Origin of the sequence: Kribbella sp. NPDC051770, assembly GCF_040681455.1 — a bacterium.
Classification (GTDB): domain Bacteria; phylum Actinomycetota; class Actinomycetes; order Propionibacteriales; family Kribbellaceae; genus Kribbella.
This window is the reverse complement of the sequence record NZ_JBFAYT010000001.1, coordinates 755,808-775,723: the sequence shown is the minus strand read 5'-3', so window position 1 is coordinate 775,723 and position 19,916 is coordinate 755,808. Positions and strand designations below refer to the sequence as shown.

At 69.4% G+C, this 19,916-nt stretch carries 19 protein-coding genes; 6 read left to right on the top strand and 13 right to left on the bottom strand.

The features are described 5' to 3' along the window. Window positions 1–18: 18 nt before the first annotated feature. From AB0M01_RS03620 to AB0M01_RS03610, 3 genes are all read left to right on the top strand, one after another. Window positions 19–1,203 carry a cytochrome P450 gene (locus AB0M01_RS03620; protein ID WP_363665295.1) on the top strand — a complete coding sequence of 395 codons (1,185 nt, stop codon included), beginning with the start codon at window positions 19–21 and terminating at the stop codon, window positions 1,201–1,203. An 85-nt stretch (window positions 1,204–1,288) separates the two neighbouring features. Continuing rightward, entirely contained in the window at window positions 1,289–1,918 is a 630-nt protein-coding gene (locus tag AB0M01_RS03615; RefSeq protein WP_363665294.1) for a DedA family protein, read from the top strand. Between the two features lie 75 nt (window positions 1,919–1,993). Then, the gene (locus AB0M01_RS03610; RefSeq protein WP_363665293.1) at window positions 1,994–3,166 is read left to right on the top strand and encodes a hypothetical protein; all 1,173 of its coding nucleotides are present in this window, start codon (window positions 1,994–1,996) and stop codon (window positions 3,164–3,166) included. On the opposite strand, the gene AB0M01_RS03605 is transcribed toward AB0M01_RS03610, so the two are convergent. The 13 genes from AB0M01_RS03605 to AB0M01_RS03545 all read right to left on the bottom strand — a co-directional run bounded on the left by AB0M01_RS03605 (window position 3,156) and on the right by AB0M01_RS03545 (window position 17,113). Beyond that, window positions 3,156–3,980 (bottom strand): acyltransferase domain-containing protein, encoded by an 825-nt coding sequence (locus AB0M01_RS03605; RefSeq protein WP_363665292.1) that lies wholly within the window; start codon window positions 3,978–3,980, stop codon window positions 3,156–3,158. The two genes, AB0M01_RS03610 and AB0M01_RS03605, sit on opposite strands and share 11 nt — an antisense overlap. A gap of 43 nt (window positions 3,981–4,023) precedes the next feature. Further along, complete coding sequence (locus tag AB0M01_RS03600) at window positions 4,024–5,058, bottom strand: hypothetical protein (protein WP_363665291.1); 1,035 nt, start codon at window positions 5,056–5,058, stop codon at window positions 4,024–4,026. Window positions 5,059–5,133: 75 nt separating this feature from the next. After that, entirely contained in the window at window positions 5,134–6,405 is a 1,272-nt protein-coding gene (locus AB0M01_RS03595; protein ID WP_363665290.1) for a phosphodiester glycosidase family protein, read from the bottom strand. Window positions 6,406–6,485: 80 nt separating this feature from the next. Then, window positions 6,486–6,773, bottom strand: a complete 288-nt coding sequence (locus tag AB0M01_RS03590) for a 4a-hydroxytetrahydrobiopterin dehydratase (RefSeq protein ID WP_363665289.1) — start codon at window positions 6,771–6,773, stop codon at window positions 6,486–6,488. A 9-nt stretch (window positions 6,774–6,782) separates the two neighbouring features. Beyond that, window positions 6,783–8,378: a carboxylesterase family protein gene (locus AB0M01_RS03585; RefSeq protein ID WP_363665288.1), complete on the bottom strand. Its 1,596-nt coding sequence runs from the start codon at window positions 8,376–8,378 to the stop codon at window positions 6,783–6,785. Window positions 8,379–8,381: 3 nt separating this feature from the next. After that, the gene (locus AB0M01_RS03580) at window positions 8,382–8,960 is read right to left on the bottom strand and encodes a TetR family transcriptional regulator (RefSeq protein ID WP_363665287.1); all 579 of its coding nucleotides are present in this window, start codon (window positions 8,958–8,960) and stop codon (window positions 8,382–8,384) included. Between the two features lie 27 nt (window positions 8,961–8,987). Continuing rightward, complete coding sequence (locus AB0M01_RS03575; protein ID WP_363665286.1) at window positions 8,988–10,409, bottom strand: MFS transporter; 1,422 nt, start codon at window positions 10,407–10,409, stop codon at window positions 8,988–8,990. A 34-nt stretch (window positions 10,410–10,443) separates the two neighbouring features. Continuing rightward, window positions 10,444–12,426 (bottom strand): AarF/UbiB family protein, encoded by a 1,983-nt coding sequence (locus tag AB0M01_RS03570; protein ID WP_363665285.1) that lies wholly within the window; start codon window positions 12,424–12,426, stop codon window positions 10,444–10,446. A gap of 214 nt (window positions 12,427–12,640) precedes the next feature. Continuing rightward, on the bottom strand, window positions 12,641–13,393 hold the full coding sequence (locus AB0M01_RS03565; RefSeq protein ID WP_363665284.1) for a succinate dehydrogenase/fumarate reductase iron-sulfur subunit: 753 nt from the start codon (window positions 13,391–13,393) through the stop codon (window positions 12,641–12,643). Then, window positions 13,390–15,267, bottom strand: coding sequence for a fumarate reductase/succinate dehydrogenase flavoprotein subunit (locus AB0M01_RS03560; RefSeq protein ID WP_363665283.1), 1,878 nt, complete (start codon window positions 15,265–15,267; stop codon window positions 13,390–13,392). Before AB0M01_RS03560 ends, AB0M01_RS03565 begins: the two co-directional genes overlap by 4 nt. 18 nt (window positions 15,268–15,285) lie before the next feature. After that, a complete protein-coding gene (locus AB0M01_RS03555) occupies window positions 15,286–16,074 on the bottom strand; it encodes a hypothetical protein (RefSeq protein WP_363665282.1) in 789 nt (262 codons plus the stop codon). Between the two features lie 11 nt (window positions 16,075–16,085). Then, window positions 16,086–16,349, bottom strand: coding sequence for a hypothetical protein (locus AB0M01_RS03550; protein WP_363665281.1), 264 nt, complete (start codon window positions 16,347–16,349; stop codon window positions 16,086–16,088). Window positions 16,350–16,471: 122 nt separating this feature from the next. Beyond that, complete coding sequence (locus tag AB0M01_RS03545) at window positions 16,472–17,113, bottom strand: hypothetical protein (RefSeq protein WP_363665280.1); 642 nt, start codon at window positions 17,111–17,113, stop codon at window positions 16,472–16,474. A 221-nt stretch (window positions 17,114–17,334) separates the two neighbouring features. On the opposite strand from AB0M01_RS03545, the gene AB0M01_RS03540 reads away from it, so the two are divergent. The 3 genes from AB0M01_RS03540 (at window position 17,335) to AB0M01_RS03530 (ending at window position 19,906) form a co-directional block, all read left to right on the top strand. Further along, window positions 17,335–17,727 carry an NUDIX domain-containing protein gene (locus tag AB0M01_RS03540; RefSeq protein ID WP_363665279.1) on the top strand — a complete coding sequence of 131 codons (393 nt, stop codon included), beginning with the start codon at window positions 17,335–17,337 and terminating at the stop codon, window positions 17,725–17,727. A 122-nt stretch (window positions 17,728–17,849) separates the two neighbouring features. Continuing rightward, entirely contained in the window at window positions 17,850–18,896 is a 1,047-nt protein-coding gene (locus AB0M01_RS03535) for an ABC transporter permease (RefSeq protein WP_363665278.1), read from the top strand. An 8-nt stretch (window positions 18,897–18,904) separates the two neighbouring features. Further along, window positions 18,905–19,906, top strand: a complete 1,002-nt coding sequence (locus AB0M01_RS03530) for an ABC transporter permease (RefSeq protein ID WP_363665277.1) — start codon at window positions 18,905–18,907, stop codon at window positions 19,904–19,906. The last annotated feature ends 10 nt before the right edge of the window (window positions 19,907–19,916 follow it).

Below are 19,916 nucleotides of genomic sequence, written 5' to 3'. Positions count from 1 at the left end.
CGCCCGTACGGTAGTGGAGTGACCTCGCCATTCACCGAGACCAGTGGCCGTGCTCGCCTGCAGGGGTTCGCGGAGGCAGCGGCGCAGGGGCCGTTGCAGTACGTGACCCTGTTCACCGGAGTGCCGGTCTGGCTGGTGACCGGGTACGCCGAGGCCCGGCAGCTGCTGGCGCACCCGGACGTCGTCCGGTCGCCGCTCGACGGGCCGCACCGCGACCAGGTCTGGGACGACCTGGTCAACTCGATGGAACGGCACATGCTGAACGCCAACCCGCCGGACCACACGCGGATGCGCAAGCTGGTCTCGGCGGCCTTCACCCGGCGGCGGATCGAGCTGCTGGAGCCGCGGATCCGTGAAATCGCCGCTGGGCTGCTCGACGAGATGGCCGCCGCGGACGGCCCGGTCGACCTGGTCAGCGGCTACAGCTACCCGCTGCCGATCACGGTGATCTCCGAGCTGCTCGGCATCCCCGCGATCCGTCGCGACGACTTCCGGCGCTGGTCGTCGATCGTGGTGAACGCGGCCGTGCACACGCCCGAGGAGTACATCGAGGCCGCGCTGGCGATGGTCGAGTTCATCCGCGAGATGATCGAGGACCGCCGCGTCGTCGCGCCGTCCGACGACCTGCTGTCGGCGCTGCTCGCGGCCCGCGACGGCGGCGACCGGCTGAGCACCGACGAGCTGACCTCGATGGTGTACCTGCTGCTCGCCGCCGGGCACGAGACCACGGTCAGCCTGATCACCAACGGCGTGCACGCGCTGCTCACCCACCCCGACCAGCTCGCGCTGCTCAAGGCCGAGCCGGAACGCCTCCCGGCCGCCGTCGAGGAGCTGATCCGGTACGACGGCCCGCTGCAGGCCGCGATCCCGTACATCGCCAAGGCGCCGATCGACATCGCCGGCCGCACCATCGGCGCCGGTGAGGTGATCGTGTTCGCGCTGGTCGCGGCCAACCGTGACGACGCGAAGTTCGGCGCCGGCGGCGAGCTCGACATCGCCCGGGCCGACAACCAGCACCTCGGCTTCGGGCACGGCATCCACCACTGCCTCGGCGCGCCGCTGGCCCGGCTCGAGGGCCGGGTCGCGCTCGGGATGCTGTTCGACCGCTTTCCGGACCTGCGGCTGGCCGAGCCCGGCGGCGACCCACGGCGTACGCCGGGGCTGTTGATGAACGGGATCGCGGAGCTGTCCGTCCACCTGTGAACACTGGGTGAATTCAGCCCCACCGGCCCCGAACCACCGCCGCGCGATTGGGAGGACCTTGACACCGGATGGCATGCTCGGGGTCGTGACAGAGTTGATGGACGCCGCCCGGGAGCTGCTCAGCGTCGCGATGGCGTCCCACTGGCTGCTGCTCATCCTCTTCCTGGCCGCCGCCGTGGACGCCGTCTTCCCGGTGATCCCGAGCGAGGGCCTGGTGGTCACCGCCGGGATGGCGGCCGCGGCCGGCCACCAGAACCTGCTGCTGGTGATCGTGCTGGCGATGACCGGCTCGGTGATCGGCGAGTGCGTCTGCTACTTCATGGGCCGCGGCTCCGGACCCGCGCTGCGGCGCTGGATGCGCCGCCGGGAGGCCCGGCAGGCGATGTACGACAAGGTCAGCAGAGCGCTGCACACGCGGGGTGGACTGATCCTGATGACGGTCCGTTACATCCCGGGGGCCCGGATGGTCGCGACGCTGACCGCGGGCGCGACGGCGTACTCGTTCCGCAAGTTCGTGCTGTTCACCGCGGCCGGTGTCACCGTGGCCTACACCTACGTCGCCCTGCTCGGGTACCTCGGCGGCGACGCGTTCGCGCACGACTCGCTGAAGGCGCTCGCGTTCAGCCTCAGCCTCGCCTTCACCATCGGGCTGGTGCTGGAGACCACCCGGCGGATCGCGGCTCGCCGCAAAGCGGCGAAGGTTGCGGCGCAGTAACGACTATCCGGACGCTTTCGACCCGGTCGCGTGTCCCGGGCCAACCGGAGCGCGGGTTCGTGCGTCAGTAGGGGTATGTCCGGGGGCACAGTTCTGGGGAATGTTCCGCGTCGGGGTCAGCGACTGATCGCGCTGACCGCAGTGGTGGCCGCGCTGGCGGCCGGTTGCGCCGACACCGCACCGAGCAACGAGGGAAGTGGCAGCCCGTCCGGCAAACCACCGTCCGGTACGCCGACGGCCAAGCCGAGCGAGCCCGACCCGTCGACCACGCTGACGCCGGGGGTGAAGCCGCCGGCCGCCGCGCCGGTGACCAGGTCGTTCCCGGGCAAGCTGCCGAACGGGAAACCCCCGCTGTTCGTCGTGGTCTCCTTCGACGGCGCCGGTGACCTCGCGCTCTGGTCGCACTGGCGGACCGTCGCCAAGCAGGTCGACGCCCGGATGACGTTCTTCCTGTCCGGCCCGTACCTGTACCCCGAGGCGCGCAAGACCGACTACAAGCCGCCGTACAAGAAGCCCGGGGCCTCCGACATCGGCTGGGCCGACGCGCCGAAGGCGATCGCGCGGGCGACCGTGCTGCGGCAGGCGATCGCCGAGGGTCACGAGATCGGCACCCACGCCAACGGGCACTTCTGCGGCAAGACCGGGATCGACAAGTGGTCGGCGACGCAGTGGAAGGCCGAGCTGGACGCGTTCGACACGATGGTTCGGAACGGGCCCTCGCTGGCCGCGGGCAAGCCGCTGGCCGCGCCGTTCGACCCCTCGACGGTGAAGGGGATGCGGACGCCGTGCCTGGAGGGCAACCGGCCGGCGTACCGGCAGGTGATGCGCCAGCGCGGGATGCTGTACGACGCCTCCGAGCCGGGCTACATCGCCTGGCCGAAGAAGGAGGACGGCGTCTGGGACTTCCCGCTGCAGTCGGTCGACCTGGCCGGGACCCGCAAGAGCACGCTGACGATGGACTACAACCTCTGGTACGCCCAGACCAAGGCCCGCAAGGCGCCGCTGTCGCACGCGCCCAAGCTGAAGGCGCAGGTGCTGGCGACGTACCGGCAGGCGCTGGCCCGGTCGCGCGCCGGGAACAACCCGCCGCTGTTCCTCGGCAACCACTTCAACCGGTGGAACAACAGCGTCTACTCCGACGCGCTCACCACGTTCGTCACCGAGACCTGCAAGCAGCCCGACGTGAAGTGCGTCAGCAACGTCGAGCTGATCGCCTGGCTGACCAAGTACGGCGTACCTAAAGGCTGAGGGACCCGAAGCCGGTCTGCCAGGTGCCGCCGGCCTTGATCCGGGCGACGATCAGCCGCTGCAGCGCGGTGTCCTGCGGGAACTCGTCGAGCTTGCCGAGGTCGTGGCTGCGGAAGGTGAAGAAGATCGCGCTGTCCTGGGAGTCGCGCGGTTCGCCGTACGGGGTGAAGCGGCGACCGAAGCGGACCATGTTCGAGTCCTGCGGCAGGTGGTCGAGCAGGTAGGGGTCGATCAGCCAGGACCCGAGCGTCGCGGTCTTCACCGGGTGTTCGGGGAAGTGCTCGGCGAAGAACGCGCGCGCCCGGTCGAAGCTGTCGTCGACCGCCTCGGGCGTCAGCGGCCCGGTCTCCGGGATGTGCACGCCGAGCACCCACTCGCCGGGCTCGACGCCGGGCACCTTCGGCTCCTCCGGCAGCGGGTGGATGAGGAACTGCAGCCGGCCCAGCGCGTAGAGCGCGCCGGTCCAGTACGTCGTGACCCACCAGTGCGTCTCCAGGCCGAACTTGCCGAACGTCCGCCGGTTGACCTTCAGCTGCTGACCGAGGTCGGCCAGAGTCGCCCAGCTGATCTCGTCGCTGACCCCGCGCTCCTGGTGGTACCGCCGGATGTCCGGCAGCGTCTCCAGGTACGCCGCGAGCGACACCATCGGGTCGTCAGGCGCCTTCAGCTGACCCTCCACCGGCACCCCGCCGATCGCCTTCCGCAACTGCGCGGCGAACTCGGCCACCAGCACCGGGTCGACCTCGAGCTTCTCGGCGTCGGCCTGGTCCTCGGCACTGAACCCCAGCAGGCGGTACTCCTCAGCGGTCGTCACCGCACCAGCATGTCAGATCCTCACCAGCGCGCCCGGAAGCCGGTCAACGTTCTTCGGCCAGGCCGAGGTAGAGCAGGCTCGGGTCGGCCGGGTTGAAGGCGAGCCCCGGGATCCCGTCGAAGCTGTTGTGCTGCTTGCCGAGCTCACCGGTGGACGTGTCGAACCGATAGAGGTCCGACCCGTAGTTCGCGAACGAGGTGCCGTACGCGAAGTACAGCAGGTCGGGGTCGACCGGGCTCGGCCAGAGCTTGTTGCCGTTGTAGAGCGTGGCCCGGGACTCGTCGAGCACCGGCCGGAACTTGCGGCCGCCGTCGTCGGACTGCCAGAGGAAACGGGTGCTCCGGTCGCGGTCGTAGCCCTCCATCCAGACCCGGTTCGGATCGGCGGGGGAGATCGCGAGACTGAACGCGTTGACCCGCTCGACCGCGGCCGCGTGTGTCCAGGTCCGCCCGCCGTCGAAGGTGGTGTAGACCCCGTCGGACATCACCCCGGCGACCACGTGGTCGGGGTCGCGCGGGTCGACCACGGCGTCGTACACGAACAGATCGCGCGCCGGCGCCGATCCGCGTCGTTGCCAGCTGACCCCGTCGTCGCTGGAGTCGTACAGCTGCCCGTCGCCCGCGACCACGCGCAGAATCCCCTGCCCGGCGTGCAGTGCGGCGATCCCGTTCCCCGCGGTCGGCCCCTGCGTCGTCGTCACCCGCGTCCCGTCGACCCGATGGATCGGCTGGTCGTTCACGCTGTGCACGTACGCCGTCCGGCCGGGCCCCGCGGTCACGTCGTACGTCGCGAGGTCACCGGGCGATTTGTCGATCTGTTGCCAGGAGCAACCAGCATCGGCCGACCGCTGGATCGACTGCCGCCCGATCGCGATCAGCACGTTCGGCTCGTTCAGCGTCGCCACCTTCGCGTAGGTGACCCGCTGCAGCTTCTGCTTCGTCGGCGCCAGACTCGCGCCGTCGTCGACCGAGAAGGTGACGCCTCCGTCTCCGTACACGGTGTCGCAGTGCGGCACGGTCCAGAACCAACCGGGGGCGGTGAGCGTCGAGGCGATCAGGGCTGCGGCGAGGATCTGCATGTCCACCATTCAGGCGGACGCGGCGAGGGTCGGCCAGCACTCAGGCTGGCCGACCCTCGACATGGCGGGAAGCGGTCAGTTCTTGTACTTCGCGTCGACGTAGACGAGGGCGTCGCCGACCAGGCGCTCGGCGCCGGCCAGGTGGTTCACGACCGCGCCGTTGACGGCCATCGCGGTGGAGCCGCCGCCGTCGAGGTTCATCGCGTCGTGCAGGCCGAGGGACTTGGCCAGGGCGGCCGACTCGGTCATCGTGGTGCCGACGCTGACGCCCTGGCGGCCGTCGATGGTGACGAACATCAGCTTGCCGTCCTTGGTGGTGCCGGCCAGCGTCCGCGGGTTGCGGTCGTTGAAGCTGCCGCCGGTCGGCTGCTCGACGACCTGGCCGTCGCGCATCAGCAGGCCGCGGCCGGTGACGCCGTACAGGCTGTCCTTGAGCGAGAGCTTCTTGCCCTTCTCGTCCTTCAGCGCGATCTCGGTGTCGAGGCAGCCGCCGGCGAGCGTCTGGAACAGCTTGACGGTGTCCTGACCGGTGGCCTGGATCGACGTCTGGCCGGCGACCAGCGCCGTACCGCGGACGGTCGCGGTGCGGACGACGCAGCCCTTCTTGTCCAGCACGACCTCGATGCCGGCGCCGGCCGGGGTCGCGGCGGAGAACTCCGGCGTGAACAGCGAGATGTCACCGGGCACGGTGCAGTCGGTCTGCGCGGTCAGCGTCGCGCACGCGGCCGGGACGACCGGCGGGTGGTTGACGAACTCCAGCGGCAGCTCGGCCTTGGTCTTCTTGTTCTCCACGGTGCCGGTCCAGCTGACGTGACCGATCAGCGCCTTGTTCGACTTCGCGTCGATGACGAAGTTGGTCTCGGCCGGGTCGGTCAGCGGCTCGCTGAGCAGCTTGCCGTCGTAGATCCCGAGGCCGACCGGCTCACCGGGGTACTGCTGGCTGGCGGTGAACGTGAAGAACGACGCGTTCACACCCGCCAGCGCACCGGCGCCGGCGACCAGCGCGCTGGTCTTCTCGGTCTTGGCCAGGTCCGGGCCGTACGTCGCCTTGACGTAGCCCTTGGCCTGCTTCGGGTCGATGGTGAGCACGTTGATCAGCCACGGCCCACGGGTGGTGGTGTTGATCTGGTCGGCCGGGGCCGGCTCGGTGCCACGGCTGATCCTGGTCAGCGTGACGCCGTCGGTCAGCGTCTGGGCGCTGCGGGTCTCGGTCAGGTCCTGGTCGCCCAGGGGCAGGGTGAGGCTGCCTGCGGCGCTGGCGCCGGCCGGGGCGATCGCGAGACCGGCGATCGCGGCCAGCAGGACAGCACCGGCGGCGGCGACGCGCGGTCGTACGGAAGAAGTCATACCGGTGAGCCAAGGCGATCGGGCGGAAACTTTCGCCCGATCTAGTTAACGGGTAAGCAACTTCCGGATGACGGTTTCGGTCAGCCCGCGGCGGTGTCGATGTGCCGGGCCAGCACCAGGTCGTCGTCGGTGATCCCGCCGGCGTCGTGGCTGGCGACGTGGAAGGTGATCGTGGTGTAGCGGATGTCGATGTCCGGGTGGTGGTTCATCGACTCGGCCAGCTGGGCGACGGTCGCGACCAGCCGGATCCCGTCCAGGAAGTTGTCCTTCTTGATGCTGCGGACCAGGGCGTTGTCCTGCACCTTCCACTCCGGGAGGTGGTCGCGGATCGCCTGGTCGATCTGGTCGTCGGTCAGCAGCTCAGCCATGGCGACACTCTAGGCGATGGCTGCCCAGAACTTCAGCCGGTGCTCCCGCTCGTAGTCGACCGGACGGATCGCGTTCGGCGCCAGGGACTGGACGGTGGCCGGGCCGGTGAACTTCGGCCAGGCCGGGAGGCCGTCGCGGTTCGGGTCGCCATGGTGGGCGAAGGCGGACCAGTAGCCGATGATCGTGTCCGACAAGGCGATCTGCGGCTTGGTCATCGTCTTGTCCTCAGCGGCGGTGCGGAAGACGTAGCCGACGTCACCGGCGTGCCAGGCGCCGGGGTCGAAACCGGGCGGGAACGGGATGTCCAGCGGTGCGTCCCGGTCGGCGAACTCGTAGAACCACAGCGGGTTCTTTGCCGAGAGCAACTGGTTCTGCCGCAGCTGCGCTTTGGCCCAGAGCCGGTCGGTGAGCACCGAGGCCCAGGCCAGCGCCGGCGTCCTGTACGCCGACAGCGGGTACTCCGCCGCGATCTTCGCGGCGTCGGCCCCGAACGCGGTCCGCAGCAGCTCGGGGTAGTTGGCCTTCGTGACCGGGCTGCCGGCCAGCTCGCGGAAGAAGGCGACGAAGGTGGTGTGCTCGTCGCGCGTCGTACCGGCGATCACCGGGACGTCCGTGAACTGCCCCGCCTCCAGTGCGCGGACCGGGTCCGGTGGCAGCTCGTCGTTGCCGAGGGCGTACGGCTGGAAGATGTTCATCACCTGCGGTACGGCGAGCAGCTTGGCGACCGGGACCTTGCGCAGGCAGTCCAGCGCGGTGGCCGGATCCTTGCAGCCGAGCTGGTTCGCGACGACCTGGCCCTGGGTCTCGGCGTCCTTGGTCGTCGTCCAGCCGTACCAGGGCAGCGCCGGGATGCCCGGGTACGTCGCACCCGCGGGCATGTCCATCACCGTGAACGCGCTCTGCAGGATCGCGCGGTGGAACAGGCCGCGGGACTTCTCGGTCAGCAGGTGCGCGCCGGTCGACGTCGCGCCGTACGAGACGCCGAACAGCGTGACGTTGCCCGGGTCGCCACCGAAGGCGGCGGCGTTGCGCTGGACCCACTCGAGCACGGCCCGCTGGTCCTGCAGACCGATCGTGCCGGAGCCGGGCAGGCCCGGCAGGCCGAAGCCGCCGAAGATGCCGAGCCGGAAGTTGAAGGTCACCACGACCACGTCACCGTCGACCGCCAGCCGTTCGGGGTCGAACTGGTCGCCGGAGCCGATCGCACCGTCGCCATGGATCCAGACCATCACCGGTTTGCGCTGCTCGGGGCTCGCGGTCGCCGGGGTGGTGAGGTTGAGGACCAGGCAGTCCTCGGTGGTGCTGCCCAGGTCGGCGATGGCGTTCTTGTTCTGCGGGCAGCGGTTGCCGGGCTTGGTCGCTTGACGGACGCCGGTCCACGGCTTCGCCGGCGCCGGCGGCTTCCAGCGCAACGGGCCGACCGGCGGTGCGGCGTACGGGATGCCCTGGAAGACGCGGCGGTCCTTCAGGACGGTACCGCTGACCTCGCCGGTGTCGGTGCGGACCACCGGGCCCGGTGGCGGTGCTGCTGCCGTGGGCTTCTCGTTGCATCCGGCAACCAGTACGAGCATTACCAGCAGGGCGGCGGTACGGCGTCGGAGCATCGGTCAGGCCTTCCGGGTGGCGAGGTCGACGAGCGTGCTGAACTCGTGGGCCGCGGCGGTCAGGTCGAGCTCGGGCTCGAGGTCGAGCTGCCGGATCAAGCCGTCGCGGATCGACAGGATGGAAACCGCAACCAGGTGCGGGTCGAAGTCCCGCATCGCGCCCGACCGCTGACCGGTGCGCAGGACCTCGGCGAGCTGCGCCTGGTCGGACCGGGCCAGCGCGACCGGCGCGAGCTCCTGCTTGATCCGGACCAGCGTGGACGCGTGGCTGCGATGGGTGCGGAGGAACTCGATGTTGGCCTCCACGAACCCGCGCAGGACGGCGGCCGGCTCCTCGATGCCCTGCGTCCGCGCCAGCACGAACTCAGCGAACCGGGCGAGGATCTCCTGGCCGACCTCCTCGATCAGCTCCTGCTTGTTGGCGAAGTGGTACGAGATCAGCCCGGTGCTGCTCAGGCCGGCCTCCTGCGCGATCACCTTGAACGACGCCTGGCTCGCGCCGTCGCGGGCGATCACCTCGATCGCCGCCGCGACGATCTGGGCCCGGCGGGCCTGCTCGGTCAGGCTACGTTTTGCTCGCATGAGCAAAGATTAGCTTACTCAAGCAAATCATGGTTTCGGGCTGATCGGCCTCGGGCTGATCCGGGCCGAGGTGAGCAGGCCGGCCAGGGCGAGTCCTGCGCTGGTGGTGATGATCGCGCCGAAGACCCAGCCGGTCGGGTGGTCGGCGTTGATCGCGAGCAGCGTGCCGAACAGGGCGAAGACGGCGGCGATGCTCATCGTCCCGGCCATCTGGGCGCTGCTGCTGTTGCGGCCGGAGTTGGTGGCGTCGGACAGGTCGAGGGTGAGGACCGAGACGCTCGAAGAGTTGAGACCCATGCCGATGCCCGCGACGGACCAGCTGATCAGGCCGAGCCAGGTGTCGCCGGTCCAGGCCAGGAGCGTCGTACCGGCGGTGCCCGCGGTCATCAGGGCGAGGCCGGCGCGGAGGACGGTGAGGCGTTCGAAGCCGTGGTCGCGGCCTTGGAGCCAGGAGCCGAGGGCCCAGCTGACGCCGGTGATCGAGAGGGTGACGCCGGCCTTGGACGGGCTGAAGTCGTGCAGGACGGTGAGCAGCAGCGGGAGGTAGGCGCCGGCTCCGGCGAAGGCGGCACCGCCGAGGCCGCGGACCGCGACGACGGCGGGGAAGCCGCGACGGGCGGTGAAGGTCCCGGCGGGCATCACGCGGACGGCGGCGACGCCGAGCACGACGAGGCTGACCGGGATGGCGATCCAGGCGGTGGTGGCGTGGGCTTCGAGTTGGTCGCCGGCCCAGGTGAGGGTGAAGAGCGCGACCGAGGCGGTGAATGCCCAGGGCAACAAGGCTCGGGCGGCCGCGAGTGCGTTGGCGTCGCGCTCGGGGGTGGGGTCGGTCGGCTCAGAGGCGCTCGCGTCGGTTCGGGCCGCGAGCATCCGCAGGGCCGGGCGGAGGCAGAGCCAGCTGGGGACGAGCAGCAGGAGCGCGCCCAGGAACACCCAGCGCCAGCCGACCTGTTCGGTGACGACGCCAGTGAGGACCGGGCCGACCACCGACGGCAGGATCCACATCGCGGCGAACAGCGAGAACATCCGTGGCCGCAGCGTGGCCGGCAGCGCCCGGGCGACCAGGACCATCAGCGCGACGTCGAGCAGCCCCTCGGCGAAGCCGCTGAGCAGCCGGCCGCCGATCACCATCGGCATCGACTGCGCCGTACCGACCAGCAGCTGTGCGGCCGCGAAGATGATCGCGCCCGCCCGCAGTGCGGCGACCGGGCCGCGGCGGTCCGCCCAGAGCCCGGCGAGCGCGAGTGACACCAGGTACGACGCGTTCGGCGCGGCGTTGGCCAGGCCGAAGCTCCCGAGCGCGTCGAACTCGCGGACCATCGTCGGCAGCGCCGTACCGACCGCGCGGTTCTCGAACGCGCCGAGGGTGACCAGGCCGACGACGCCGAGCACCAGGGCGAGGTGCTCGCGGCCGAACAGGCGCGGCCGGTCCGCATGAGACAGAGACATGCGGACCATCGTTGACGTTCAAGTCCGCTTGAGGTCAACCGCTGCGTCGGGCGTCTGGAAGCCGGAAGATCAGCACCAGGACACGCAGCACGAGGACGGCGCAGATGACGAGCAGGTTGTAGCCGAACAACTGGAACAGCGTCATCGAGTCGGTGACCTTCGGGCCGCCCGGCGTACCGAGCAGCAGGACCGCCATCACCCCGGCCGTCGCGCCGAGTACCGCGAGCAGGGCCTGATGGAGCATCGAGGTGAAATGCCGCCGATCGCGTTCGTCGGCGAACAGCCGGACGTTCAGGCCGAGCCGCCCGGACTCGGCGGCCGCGGCGATCCGGTCGATCCGGCGCGGGAGGCGGCGCAGCATCGGGAGCAGCGTGGCGAGCTCCTCGGTCGCCGTACGGCGGAGGGCATCGGGAGCGAGCCGGTCCGTGACGTGCGCGGCGGCGAACTGGCGGGACGCCGCGATCAGGTCGAAGCCCGGTGACAGCCGCGCGATCGTGCCCTCGATCGTCGCCAGCGCGCGGAACACCGCCGCGACCTCCGGCGGGACGCCGAGCCCGTGCGCGGTGATGATCCGGAACAGGTCGTTGAACATCGCCGGCCCGAGCGCGGCCCCGGCGCCGAGGTGCCGTGCCATGAACTGGCCGACCGCGCGCTCCAGCGCCTGCTCGTCGACGACGTCCGGCCGGTTCACGATCTCGAGCAGCGCGTCGGTCGCCGAGACCGGGTCGCCGTGGTCGACACCGAGCAGGAACCGCTGCAGCGCCTCGCGGGTCGACGGGTCGAGCCGCCCGACCGAGCCGAGGTCGAGCATGCCGAGCCGGCCGTCGGTGAGCAGCAGGAAGTTGCCCGGGTGCGGATCGGCGTGGAAGACGCCGTCGATCGCGACCTGGCTCAGCAGGCAGTCGAAGAGCGTCTTCGCGAGTCGGGCGCCGTCCAGCCCGCGCTCGGCCACGACGGCGGCGGCGTTGCCGAGGCCGACGCCGTCGAGCCGCTGCATGGTCAGGACGCGCTGGGTCGACAGCCGCGGGTACAGCTCCGGTACGACGACGTCGGCGTTCCCCGCGACCGCGCGACCGGCCGCGACGCTGGTCATGTTGCCCGCCTCGACGGTGAAGTCGAGCTCCTCCAGCATCGCGTCGGCGAACCCCTCCGCGAGCGCGCGGACACCCATCGCGCGACCCCAGTCGGTGTTGCGCTCCAGCATCCGGGCGAGCCGGCGGACGATGTCGAGATCGCGCTGGACCAGCGCGGTGATGCCGGGGCGCTGGACCTTCACGACGACCGCCGTACCGGTGTCGGCGAGGCGAGCGGTGTAGACCTGCGCGACGGAGGCGGCGGCGAGCGGTTCGGTGCTGAAGTCGTGGAAGATCTGCTGCGGGTGCGCACCGAGCTCCTCGGTCAACGCGTGCTCGATCTCGGGCCAGGGCGCGGGGGAGACCTGGTCCTGGAGGCGGCTCAGCTCGTTGGCGACCGAGGCGGGGATCACGTCGCTGCGGGTGGACAGGACCTGGCCGAGCTTCACGAACGTGACCCCGGCTTCGTCGAGGGCGAGGCGGAGGGAGCGGGCGAGATCGGCCTGCCCGGCGGCGTCCTCGCGGCCCGGTCGGCGGCGGCCGCGGAGGTAGGGGCCGAGCCCACGGCGTACGGCGATCCGGAGGATCTGCAGGTAGCGCCGGGTACGGGCGATGCGGCCGCCGACGTCGCGGCGCAGGTCGCGGACGCGGGGGAGCGAGCCGGTCGGGACGAGGGCTTCGGAGAGCACCAGGAAGATCAGCCCGGCGAGCATCGAGCAGAGCGCGGTGAGCCCGAGGTACGCCGCGGCGGCGCCGTTCGACCCGGTCCAGGGGAGTGGACCGACCAGCGCGTTCATGATCGGGCTGAAGATCAGCAGCGTCAGCAGCGCCCCGATCGCCATCCGCCCCAGCCCGAACCGCACCCCGAGCAGCCGCTGCGACACCGGCACGAAGATCACCATGAAGATGACGAGATTCACCAGCCCGATCAGCAAGACGTCCATGCCGAGCACCCTAAGAGACCGGACGTGGGGAATGTCTCACCCGGACAGGTGAGGCGGCTCCCTCGCGGGAGTGAACCAACCCTGGCCCACGAGTTGCGGCGTGGGTCGATGGTGCGAACAGCAAAGCGGGGCCGTGAACAAGAAATAACCTGTTCACAGCCCCGCGATGGTGGTCACGGCCCCGGCGGGTGCCTCAGGCGCCCCGGCGGGTGCCTCAGGCGCCGCGGCGGCGGATCTTGTTGCCGAGCCAGACGATCGGGTCGTACTTGCGGTCGGCGACGCGTTCCTTCATCGGGATCAGCGCGTTGTCGGTGATCTTGATGTGCTCGGGGCAGACCTCGGTGCAGCACTTGGTGATGTTGCAGAAGCCCAGACCGTGCTGGTCCTGTGCCTCGTGCTGCCGGTCGGCCGCGTCCAGCGGGTGCATGTCCAGCTCGGCGATCCGCATCAGGAACCGCGGGCCCGAGAAGGACTCCTTGTTCTCCTCGTGGTCACGGATCACGTGGCAGGTGTCCTGGCACAGGAAGCACTCGATGCACTTGCGGAACTCCTGCGAACGCTCCACGTCGACCTGCTGCATCCGGTACTCACCGGGCTTCAGGTCGGCGGGCGGAGTGAACGCCGGGATCTCGCGCGCCTTCTGGTAGTTGAACGACACGTCCGTGACCAGGTCCCGGATCACCGGGAAGGTCCGCATCGGCGTGACCGTGACGGTCTCGCCCTCCTCGAACGTGTTCATCCGGCACATGCACATCAGCTTCGGCATGCCGTTGATCTCGGCCGAGCACGACCCGCACTTGCCCGCCTTGCAGTTCCACCGGACCGCGAGATCCGGCGTCTGCGTGGCCTGCAGACGGTGGATGACGTCGAGCACGACCTCACCCTCGTTGACCTCGACCTCGTAGTCCTGCAGGTCGCCGCCCTCGGCGTCACCCCGCCAAACGCGGAACTTGCCTGTGTAGCTCATGCGGGCAGCTCCTCCTCGGTCAGGTACTTCGACAGCTCGTCGCGCTCGAACAGCTCGAGCAGGTCCTCGCGCATCGGGATCTGGTCCTTCTTCGCCACGTCGACCGAACCGTCGGCGTTCAGCTTGCAGACCAGCAGCAGCTTGCGCCAGTCGGCGTTCATGCCCGGGAAGTCGTCGCGGGTGTGACCGCCGCGGGACTCCTCGCGCTGCAGCGCCGCCTTGGCGACACACTCCGACACGGCCAGCATGTTGCGCAGGTCGAGCGCGAGGTGCCAGCCGGGGTTGAACTGCCGGTGCCCCTCGACGGTCATCTTCGCGATCCGGCCGCGGAACTCGGCCAGCCGCGACAGCGCCTGCTCCATCTCCTCGGCCCGCCGGATGATGCCGACCAGGTCGTTCATCGACTGCTGCAGCTCCTGGTGGATGGAGTACGGGTTCTCCCCACCCTCCAGCTCGAACGGCGCCAGCGCCTCCGCGGCGGCGGCGTCGATGTCGGCCTCGGCAATCTGCGGCCGGTCGTCCCCGAGCGAGTCCAGGTACATCGCGGCACCCATCCCGGCCCGGCGCCCGAAGACCAGCAGGTCGGACAGCGAGTTGCCGCCGAGCCGGTTCGAGCCGTGCATGCCCCCGGCAACCTCACCGGCCGCGAACAGCCCCGGTACGACGGACGACGCGGTGTCCGGGTCGACCTCGACGCCACCCATCACGTAGTGGCAGGTCGGCCCGACCTCCATCGGCTCGGCGGTGATGTCGACGTCGGCCAGCTCCTTGAACTGGTGGTGCATCGACGGCAGCCGCCGGGTGATCTCCTCGGCCGGGAGCCGGGTGGAGACGTCCAGGAAGACGCCGCCGTGCGGCGTACCGCGCCCGGCCTTGACCTCGGAGTTGATCGCGCGGGCGACCTCGTCACGCGGCAGCAGCTCCGGTGGGCGCCGGTTGTTGTCGGCGTCCTTGTACCAGCGGTCGGCCTCTTCCTCGGTGTCCGCGTACTGCGCCCGGAACACGTCCGGCACGTAGTCGAACATGAACCGCTTGCCCTCGGAGTTGCGCAGCACACCGCCGTCACCACGGACCGACTCGGTGACCAGGATGCCCTTCACCGACGGCGGCCAGACCATGCCGGTCGGGTGGAACTGGATGAACTCCATGTTGATCAGCGTCGCGCCGGCCCGCATCGCGAGGGCGTGACCGTCACCGGTGTACTCCCACGAGTTCGAGGTGACCTTGAACGACTTGCCGACCCCGCCGGTGGCCAGGATGACCGCGGGGGCGTCGAACAGGATGAACCGGCCGGACTCGCGCCAGTAGCCGAAGGCCCCGGAGATCGCGTCGCCGTCCTTCAGCAGCTCGGTGATCGTGCACTCGGCGTACACCTTGAGGTTGGCCTCGTAGTCGCCGGTGGCCTGGAAGTCCTCCTGCTGCAGGGAGACGATCTTCTGCTGCAGGGTGCGGATCAGCTCCAGCCCGGTCCGGTCGCCGACGTGCGCGAGCCGCGGGTAGGAGTGGCCGCCGAAGTTGCGCTGGCTGATCCGGCCGTCCGGCGTCCGGTCGAACAGCGCGCCGTAGGTCTCCAGCTCCCAGACCCGGTCGGGGGCTTCCTGCGCGTGCAGCTCGGCCATCCGCCAGTTGTTCAGGAACTTCCCGCCGCGCATCGTGTCGCGGTAGTGGACCTGCCAGTTGTCGTTGGAGTTCGCGTTGCCCATCGCCGCCGCGCAGCCGCCCTCGGCCATCACGGTGTGCGCCTTGCCGAACAGCGACTTGCACACGATCGCGGTGCGCTTGCCCTGCTCGCGGGCCTCGATCGCGGCCCGGAGACCGGCGCCGCCGGCCCCGATCACGATCACGTCGTACTGGTGTCGTTCCAGTTCAGTCATAGGTAACTAACGTCCGTATCAGTTGAAGAAGCGCAGATCGGAGAACCAGCCCGCCGACAGCGACATGATGTACGCGTCGGTCAGGATCACGGTGAACAGCGACACCATCGCGAAGGTGCCGTGCTTCGGGTTCAGCTTGGACACGAAGGTCCAGTACCGGTAGCGCAACGGGTGCTTGGAGAAGTTCTTCAGCCGGCCGCCGACGATGTGCCGGCAGGCGTGGCAGGACAGCGTGTACAGCCACAGGGCGACCAGGTTGATCCAGATGATCAGCGTGCCGAGGCCGATGCCGAAGCCGCCGTCGGTGCCGTGGAAGGCGAGCACGCCGTCGTACACGTTGAGCAGGCCGAAGACCAGCGCGCCGTAGAAGAAGTAGCGGTGCAGGTTCAGCGCGACCAGCGGGAACTTCCGCTCGCCGGTGTAGCTCTTGTGCGGCTCCGGGACGGCGCAGGCCGACGGCGCGAAGAACAGCGAGCGGTAGCCGGCCTTGCGGTAGTAGTAGCAGGTGCCCCGGAAGCCGGCCAGCACCGCGAAGGTGATGATGCTGAACGGGATCACCCGCGGGAACTCACCGAACCAGGTGCCCAGGTGACTCGACCCGGGGACGCAGGACTCGGTGATGCACGGCGAGTACAGGGGAGTGAGGTAGTGGTGCTCGTCGACCCAGTACCACTTGTTCATGAAGATCCGGACCGTCGCGTAGACGACGAAGAAGCCCAGGATCACGCCGATCCGCAGCGGCGCCAGCCACCAGCGGTCGGTTCGCAGCGTCTTCTGCCCGATCTGCGCGCGACCGGGACTGTTCACACCAATAGCCATCAGGGCGCGCGCCGGTCCGGTGCTCCGAAGCCCTCGTGCTCTGCTTCTGTCCACATGGACGCGTCATACTCCACGTCGGGAATCTCCTCGAGTTCCTCCGGAACAGGTCCGGGTCTGTGCCGCGGGTCCGGCGAGCCCAGCTCGGCCAGGTCGTCGCTCAACCGGGCCACGTCGGAGACCAGCCGGCGAACGCCGAGGGTGTCTCCGTACTCCTGGCTGAGTTTGCCGACGCTTCCGTGCAGCGCCTCGAGTGCGCGTTGCACAGCTGCCACACTGCTGCTGCCATCGCCCATACCGACTCCAGTAATGGTTTTGTTGCTGTAAGTATGGGCACACTTTGCCTCCGCTCGGCGCACAACGGAAGACCCTTCGGTACGGCGTGTTTTTAGTTAGGTTCCCCTTTGTTGCCGACCGCGCTCAGGTGGAGTAAAGGGCCGTATCCGGCCTTCAGTACAACGAGATTCGCGGGCGGGGTCAGCACCGTCACGACGGTCTCGAGGGGCCGCGTTGCCGTTGCGGCGTAGCCGTTCCAGGACCACGGGCGGACCTGGCCGCCGAGGACGAGCGCCGGTCCGCCGGTGTCCGCGATCATCGCGCCGTCAGGCAGTTCCCCCAGTACGCCGGACGTCGTGCGCTGCCGGCGACTGTGGGGTTCGACTCGTTGGCGGTGCAGCTCCGCGTCCATCGCCGCGGCCTTCGGCCGGGCCGCCAGGTCGTGCCCGCGGGCCCAGGCGTCGGCGTACGCGAGGAAGTCGGTACGGCGGCAGTACGCGCACGGGCGATGACCGGCGGCCAGTGCGACGGCCTCGTCGAAGAAGAACAGCGCGGTCCACCGCCCCGGCGGCATCGGGTCGCGCTGCACTCCCTTGTAGTCGAGCAAACAGATGAGCCAGGCCTTCGACCGCCAGCGGATTGTGCCGAGCTGCCGGTCGGCGTCGTGCAGCGAGCCGCGGTTGCCCATCAGCAGCCCGCGGCCGGGACTCGCGACGATCTCCTGACTCGGCAGGACTCTGTTCTGCAGCGGCATGCCGCCATCCTGCGTGGTGAGGGGGTGTATGCCGGTTCCCCGCCTACTGCGCGGCACCCGGCACGGCACCTCGCCGCACGGGAGCCAAGCGCACGATGCTTCGCATCGCACCCTCGTCTCCCGCACGCCGAGCTACCGCACCGGGCACCTGCTCGCTACGGCGGGGAACCGGCATACACCCCCTGAACCGACAGTTCGCGAGGGGATGGCACAGTCGGCGCATGGACAGAAGGGTGGTCGTCGGGGTGGCGATCGTCGACGAGGGCCGGGTGCTGGCGGCGTTGCGGCCGGGGCCGGACGGTGGGTGGGAGTTCCCGGGCGGAAAGGTCGAGCCGGGGGAGTCCGACCAGGCCGCCGCGGAGCGCGAGATCGAGGAGGAGCTCGGCCTGCGGATCACCGTCGGAGCCGCGCTGCCCGGTGAACAGTTCATCGGGGACAAATACGTTCTCCGGGTTTACCTGGCCGAACCGGCCGGTCACGACTGGTTACCGGTCCTGCGCGAGCACACCGAGATCCGCTGGGTGCAGGCCGCTGACCTGGGAACTCTCTGCTGGCTCCCGGCCGACCGGCCGTTTCTGGTGACACTGGGTCACCATCTTGTCGCGGATGGGTGATCAGTCACGATTCAGCGACAGGCTGGCCCGTCCCGTGGCGTCCACACTGCGAGATTTGTAGGGTTCCCGCCAGGCCGCGAAAAGCCATTTTCGCTCGACCGGGAAGGGCTGGGGGAAACACAATGACTCTGGGAGCGACCGAGGCTTCCCCGCCCGACGGCGGACTCCCCGCGGAACACATCGCGGAGACGGCCGAGGCGAAGCAGATCGAAGGCCGTTCGCTCGGGCAGATCGCGTGGGCACGGCTGCGCAAGGACAAGATCGCGCTGATCAGCGCGATCGTCATCCTGCTGATCATCCTGATCGCGGTCTTCGCGCCGCTGATCGTGAAGATCTCCGGCTTCCCGCCGGACCAGCCGAACTTCAAGGACAGCCACGGCAACGACCTGCTGGACAACTCGCTGGGCGGTATCCCCAAGGGTGGTCTGTTCGGCAGCGGGATGAGCTCCGAGCACTGGCTCGGCGTCGAGCCGCAGAACGGCCGCGACGTCTTCGCCCGGCTCGTGTACGGCGCCCGCGCGTCGCTGCTGGTCGCCCTCGGCGGTACCGTCGTGGCGGTCGTGCTGGGCACGGTGATGGGGATGGTCGCCGGCTACTTCCGGGGCTGGGTCGACGCCCTGATCAGCCGGCTGATGGACATCCTGCTGAGCTTCCCGACGCTGCTGTTCATCCTGGCGCTGACGCCGGTGATCGCCGACCGGGCCCAGGACACCTTCGGCATCCCCGACGACAACGGGCTGCGGATGGGCGTGCTGATCTTCGTGCTCGGCTTCTTCGGCTGGGCCTACCTGGCCCGGATCGTGCGCGGTCAGACGCTGTCGATCCGCGAGCGTGAGTTCATCGACGCGGCCCGCTCGCTCGGCGCTGGCCCCGGCTACGTGATCTTCAAGCAGATCCTGCCGAACCTGATCCCGACGCTGCTGGTCTACGCGACGCTGATCATCCCGACCTACATCACGGCCGAGGCGGCGCTCTCCTTCCTCGGCGTCGGCGTCAAGGAGCCGACCTCGTCGTGGGGCCGGATGATCTCCGACGCCTCGAACTGGTACGAGGGCAACCCGCTCTACCTCTTCTTCCCGGGCGCGATGCTGTTCATCACAGTGCTCGCCTTCAACCTGCTGGGTGACTCGGTGCGCGACGCGCTCGACCCGCGAGCCGGACGGAGCTGACCGAAGCCGTGTTCAACTACATCGTCCGCCGCCTGCTGCAGATGGTCCTGATCCTGTTCGCGATCAGCGCCATCACCTTCTTCCTGTTCTGGGCGACACCGGCCAACCCGGCGCTGCTGATCTGCGGCAAGGACTGCAACACCGAACGGATCGCCGAGGTGAACGCCTCGTACGGGTTCGACGACCCGCTGATCGTCCAGTACGGCCGCTACATGAGCGGCATCGTCAACCCGGGCGGCCGGGAGCTCGGCTCCGAAGGCTCGCAGGAGCACTGCTCCTGGCCGTGCCTGGACCGTTCGCTGCAGAACGGCCTGCAGGTCAGCGACTCGATCGCCGACGCGATCGGCCCGACGTTCTGGCTGGCCACCGGGGCCGCCGTCCTCTGGCTGGTCTCCGGCGTGCTGCTGGGGTTGATAGCGGCGCTGCGCAAGGGCAAGTGGGTCGACAAACTGAGCGTCGGACTGGCGTTGTTCGGTGTCTCGTTCCCAACGCTGGTCCTCGGCTACCTGCTCGTGTTCGTCTTCATCGTGAAGGGCGGGATCCTGCCGTACCCGGACCAGGCGAACTCCACACCGACCGCGGGGATAGGACCGTTCCTGCAGTTCTACATCCTGCCCTGGGTGACGCTGGCGCTGGTCAACGCGGCGCTCTACACCCGGCTCACCCGGGCCAACATGATCGACACGATGAACGAGGACTACATCCGGACCGCGCGGGCCAAGGGCCTGGGCGAGCGCACGGTGGTGTTCAAGCACGGCCTGCGGGCCGCGCTGACGCCGATCGTGACGATCTTCGGGCTCGACCTGGGCGCGCTGCTCGGCGGTGCCGTGATCACCGAACGGATCTTCAGCATCCAGGGCCTGGGCAAGCTGTCGATCGACTCCGTCCTCGGCAACGACCTGCCGGTGGTGATGGGCGTCGTCCTGGTCGCCGCGTTCTTCGTGGTCTTCGCCAACATCGTCGTCGACGTGCTCTACGCCTTCATCGACCCGCGGGTGCGGCTGTCATGACCGAACTGAT

Excerpts from the sequence above, each read along its gene's own strand:
- AB0M01_RS03590 (WP_363665289.1), bottom strand. The coding sequence starts at position 6,773 with ATGGCTGAGCTGCTGACCGACGACCAGATCGACCAGGCGATCCGCGAC.
- AB0M01_RS03585 (WP_363665288.1), bottom strand. The coding sequence starts at position 8,378 with ATGCTCCGACGCCGTACCGCCGCCCTGCTGGTAATGCTCGTACTGGTT.
- AB0M01_RS03560 (WP_363665283.1), bottom strand. The coding sequence starts at position 15,267 with ATGACTGAACTGGAACGACACCAGTACGACGTGATCGTGATCGGGGCC.
- AB0M01_RS03540 (WP_363665279.1), top strand. The coding sequence starts at position 17,335 with ATGGACAGAAGGGTGGTCGTCGGGGTGGCGATCGTCGACGAGGGCCGG.
- AB0M01_RS03580 (WP_363665287.1), bottom strand. The coding sequence starts at position 8,960 with ATGCGAGCAAAACGTAGCCTGACCGAGCAGGCCCGCCGGGCCCAGATC.
- AB0M01_RS03565 (WP_363665284.1), bottom strand. The coding sequence starts at position 13,393 with ATGAGCTACACAGGCAAGTTCCGCGTTTGGCGGGGTGACGCCGAGGGC.
- AB0M01_RS03610 (WP_363665293.1), top strand. The coding sequence starts at position 1,994 with ATGTCCGGGGGCACAGTTCTGGGGAATGTTCCGCGTCGGGGTCAGCGA.
- AB0M01_RS03535 (WP_363665278.1), top strand. The coding sequence starts at position 17,850 with ATGACTCTGGGAGCGACCGAGGCTTCCCCGCCCGACGGCGGACTCCCC.
- AB0M01_RS03575 (WP_363665286.1), bottom strand. The coding sequence starts at position 10,409 with ATGTCTCTGTCTCATGCGGACCGGCCGCGCCTGTTCGGCCGCGAGCAC.
- AB0M01_RS03545 (WP_363665280.1), bottom strand. The coding sequence starts at position 17,113 with ATGCCGCTGCAGAACAGAGTCCTGCCGAGTCAGGAGATCGTCGCGAGT.
- AB0M01_RS03600 (WP_363665291.1), bottom strand. The coding sequence starts at position 5,058 with ATGCAGATCCTCGCCGCAGCCCTGATCGCCTCGACGCTCACCGCCCCC.
- AB0M01_RS03595 (WP_363665290.1), bottom strand. The coding sequence starts at position 6,405 with ATGACTTCTTCCGTACGACCGCGCGTCGCCGCCGCCGGTGCTGTCCTG.
- AB0M01_RS03570 (WP_363665285.1), bottom strand. The coding sequence starts at position 12,426 with ATGGACGTCTTGCTGATCGGGCTGGTGAATCTCGTCATCTTCATGGTG.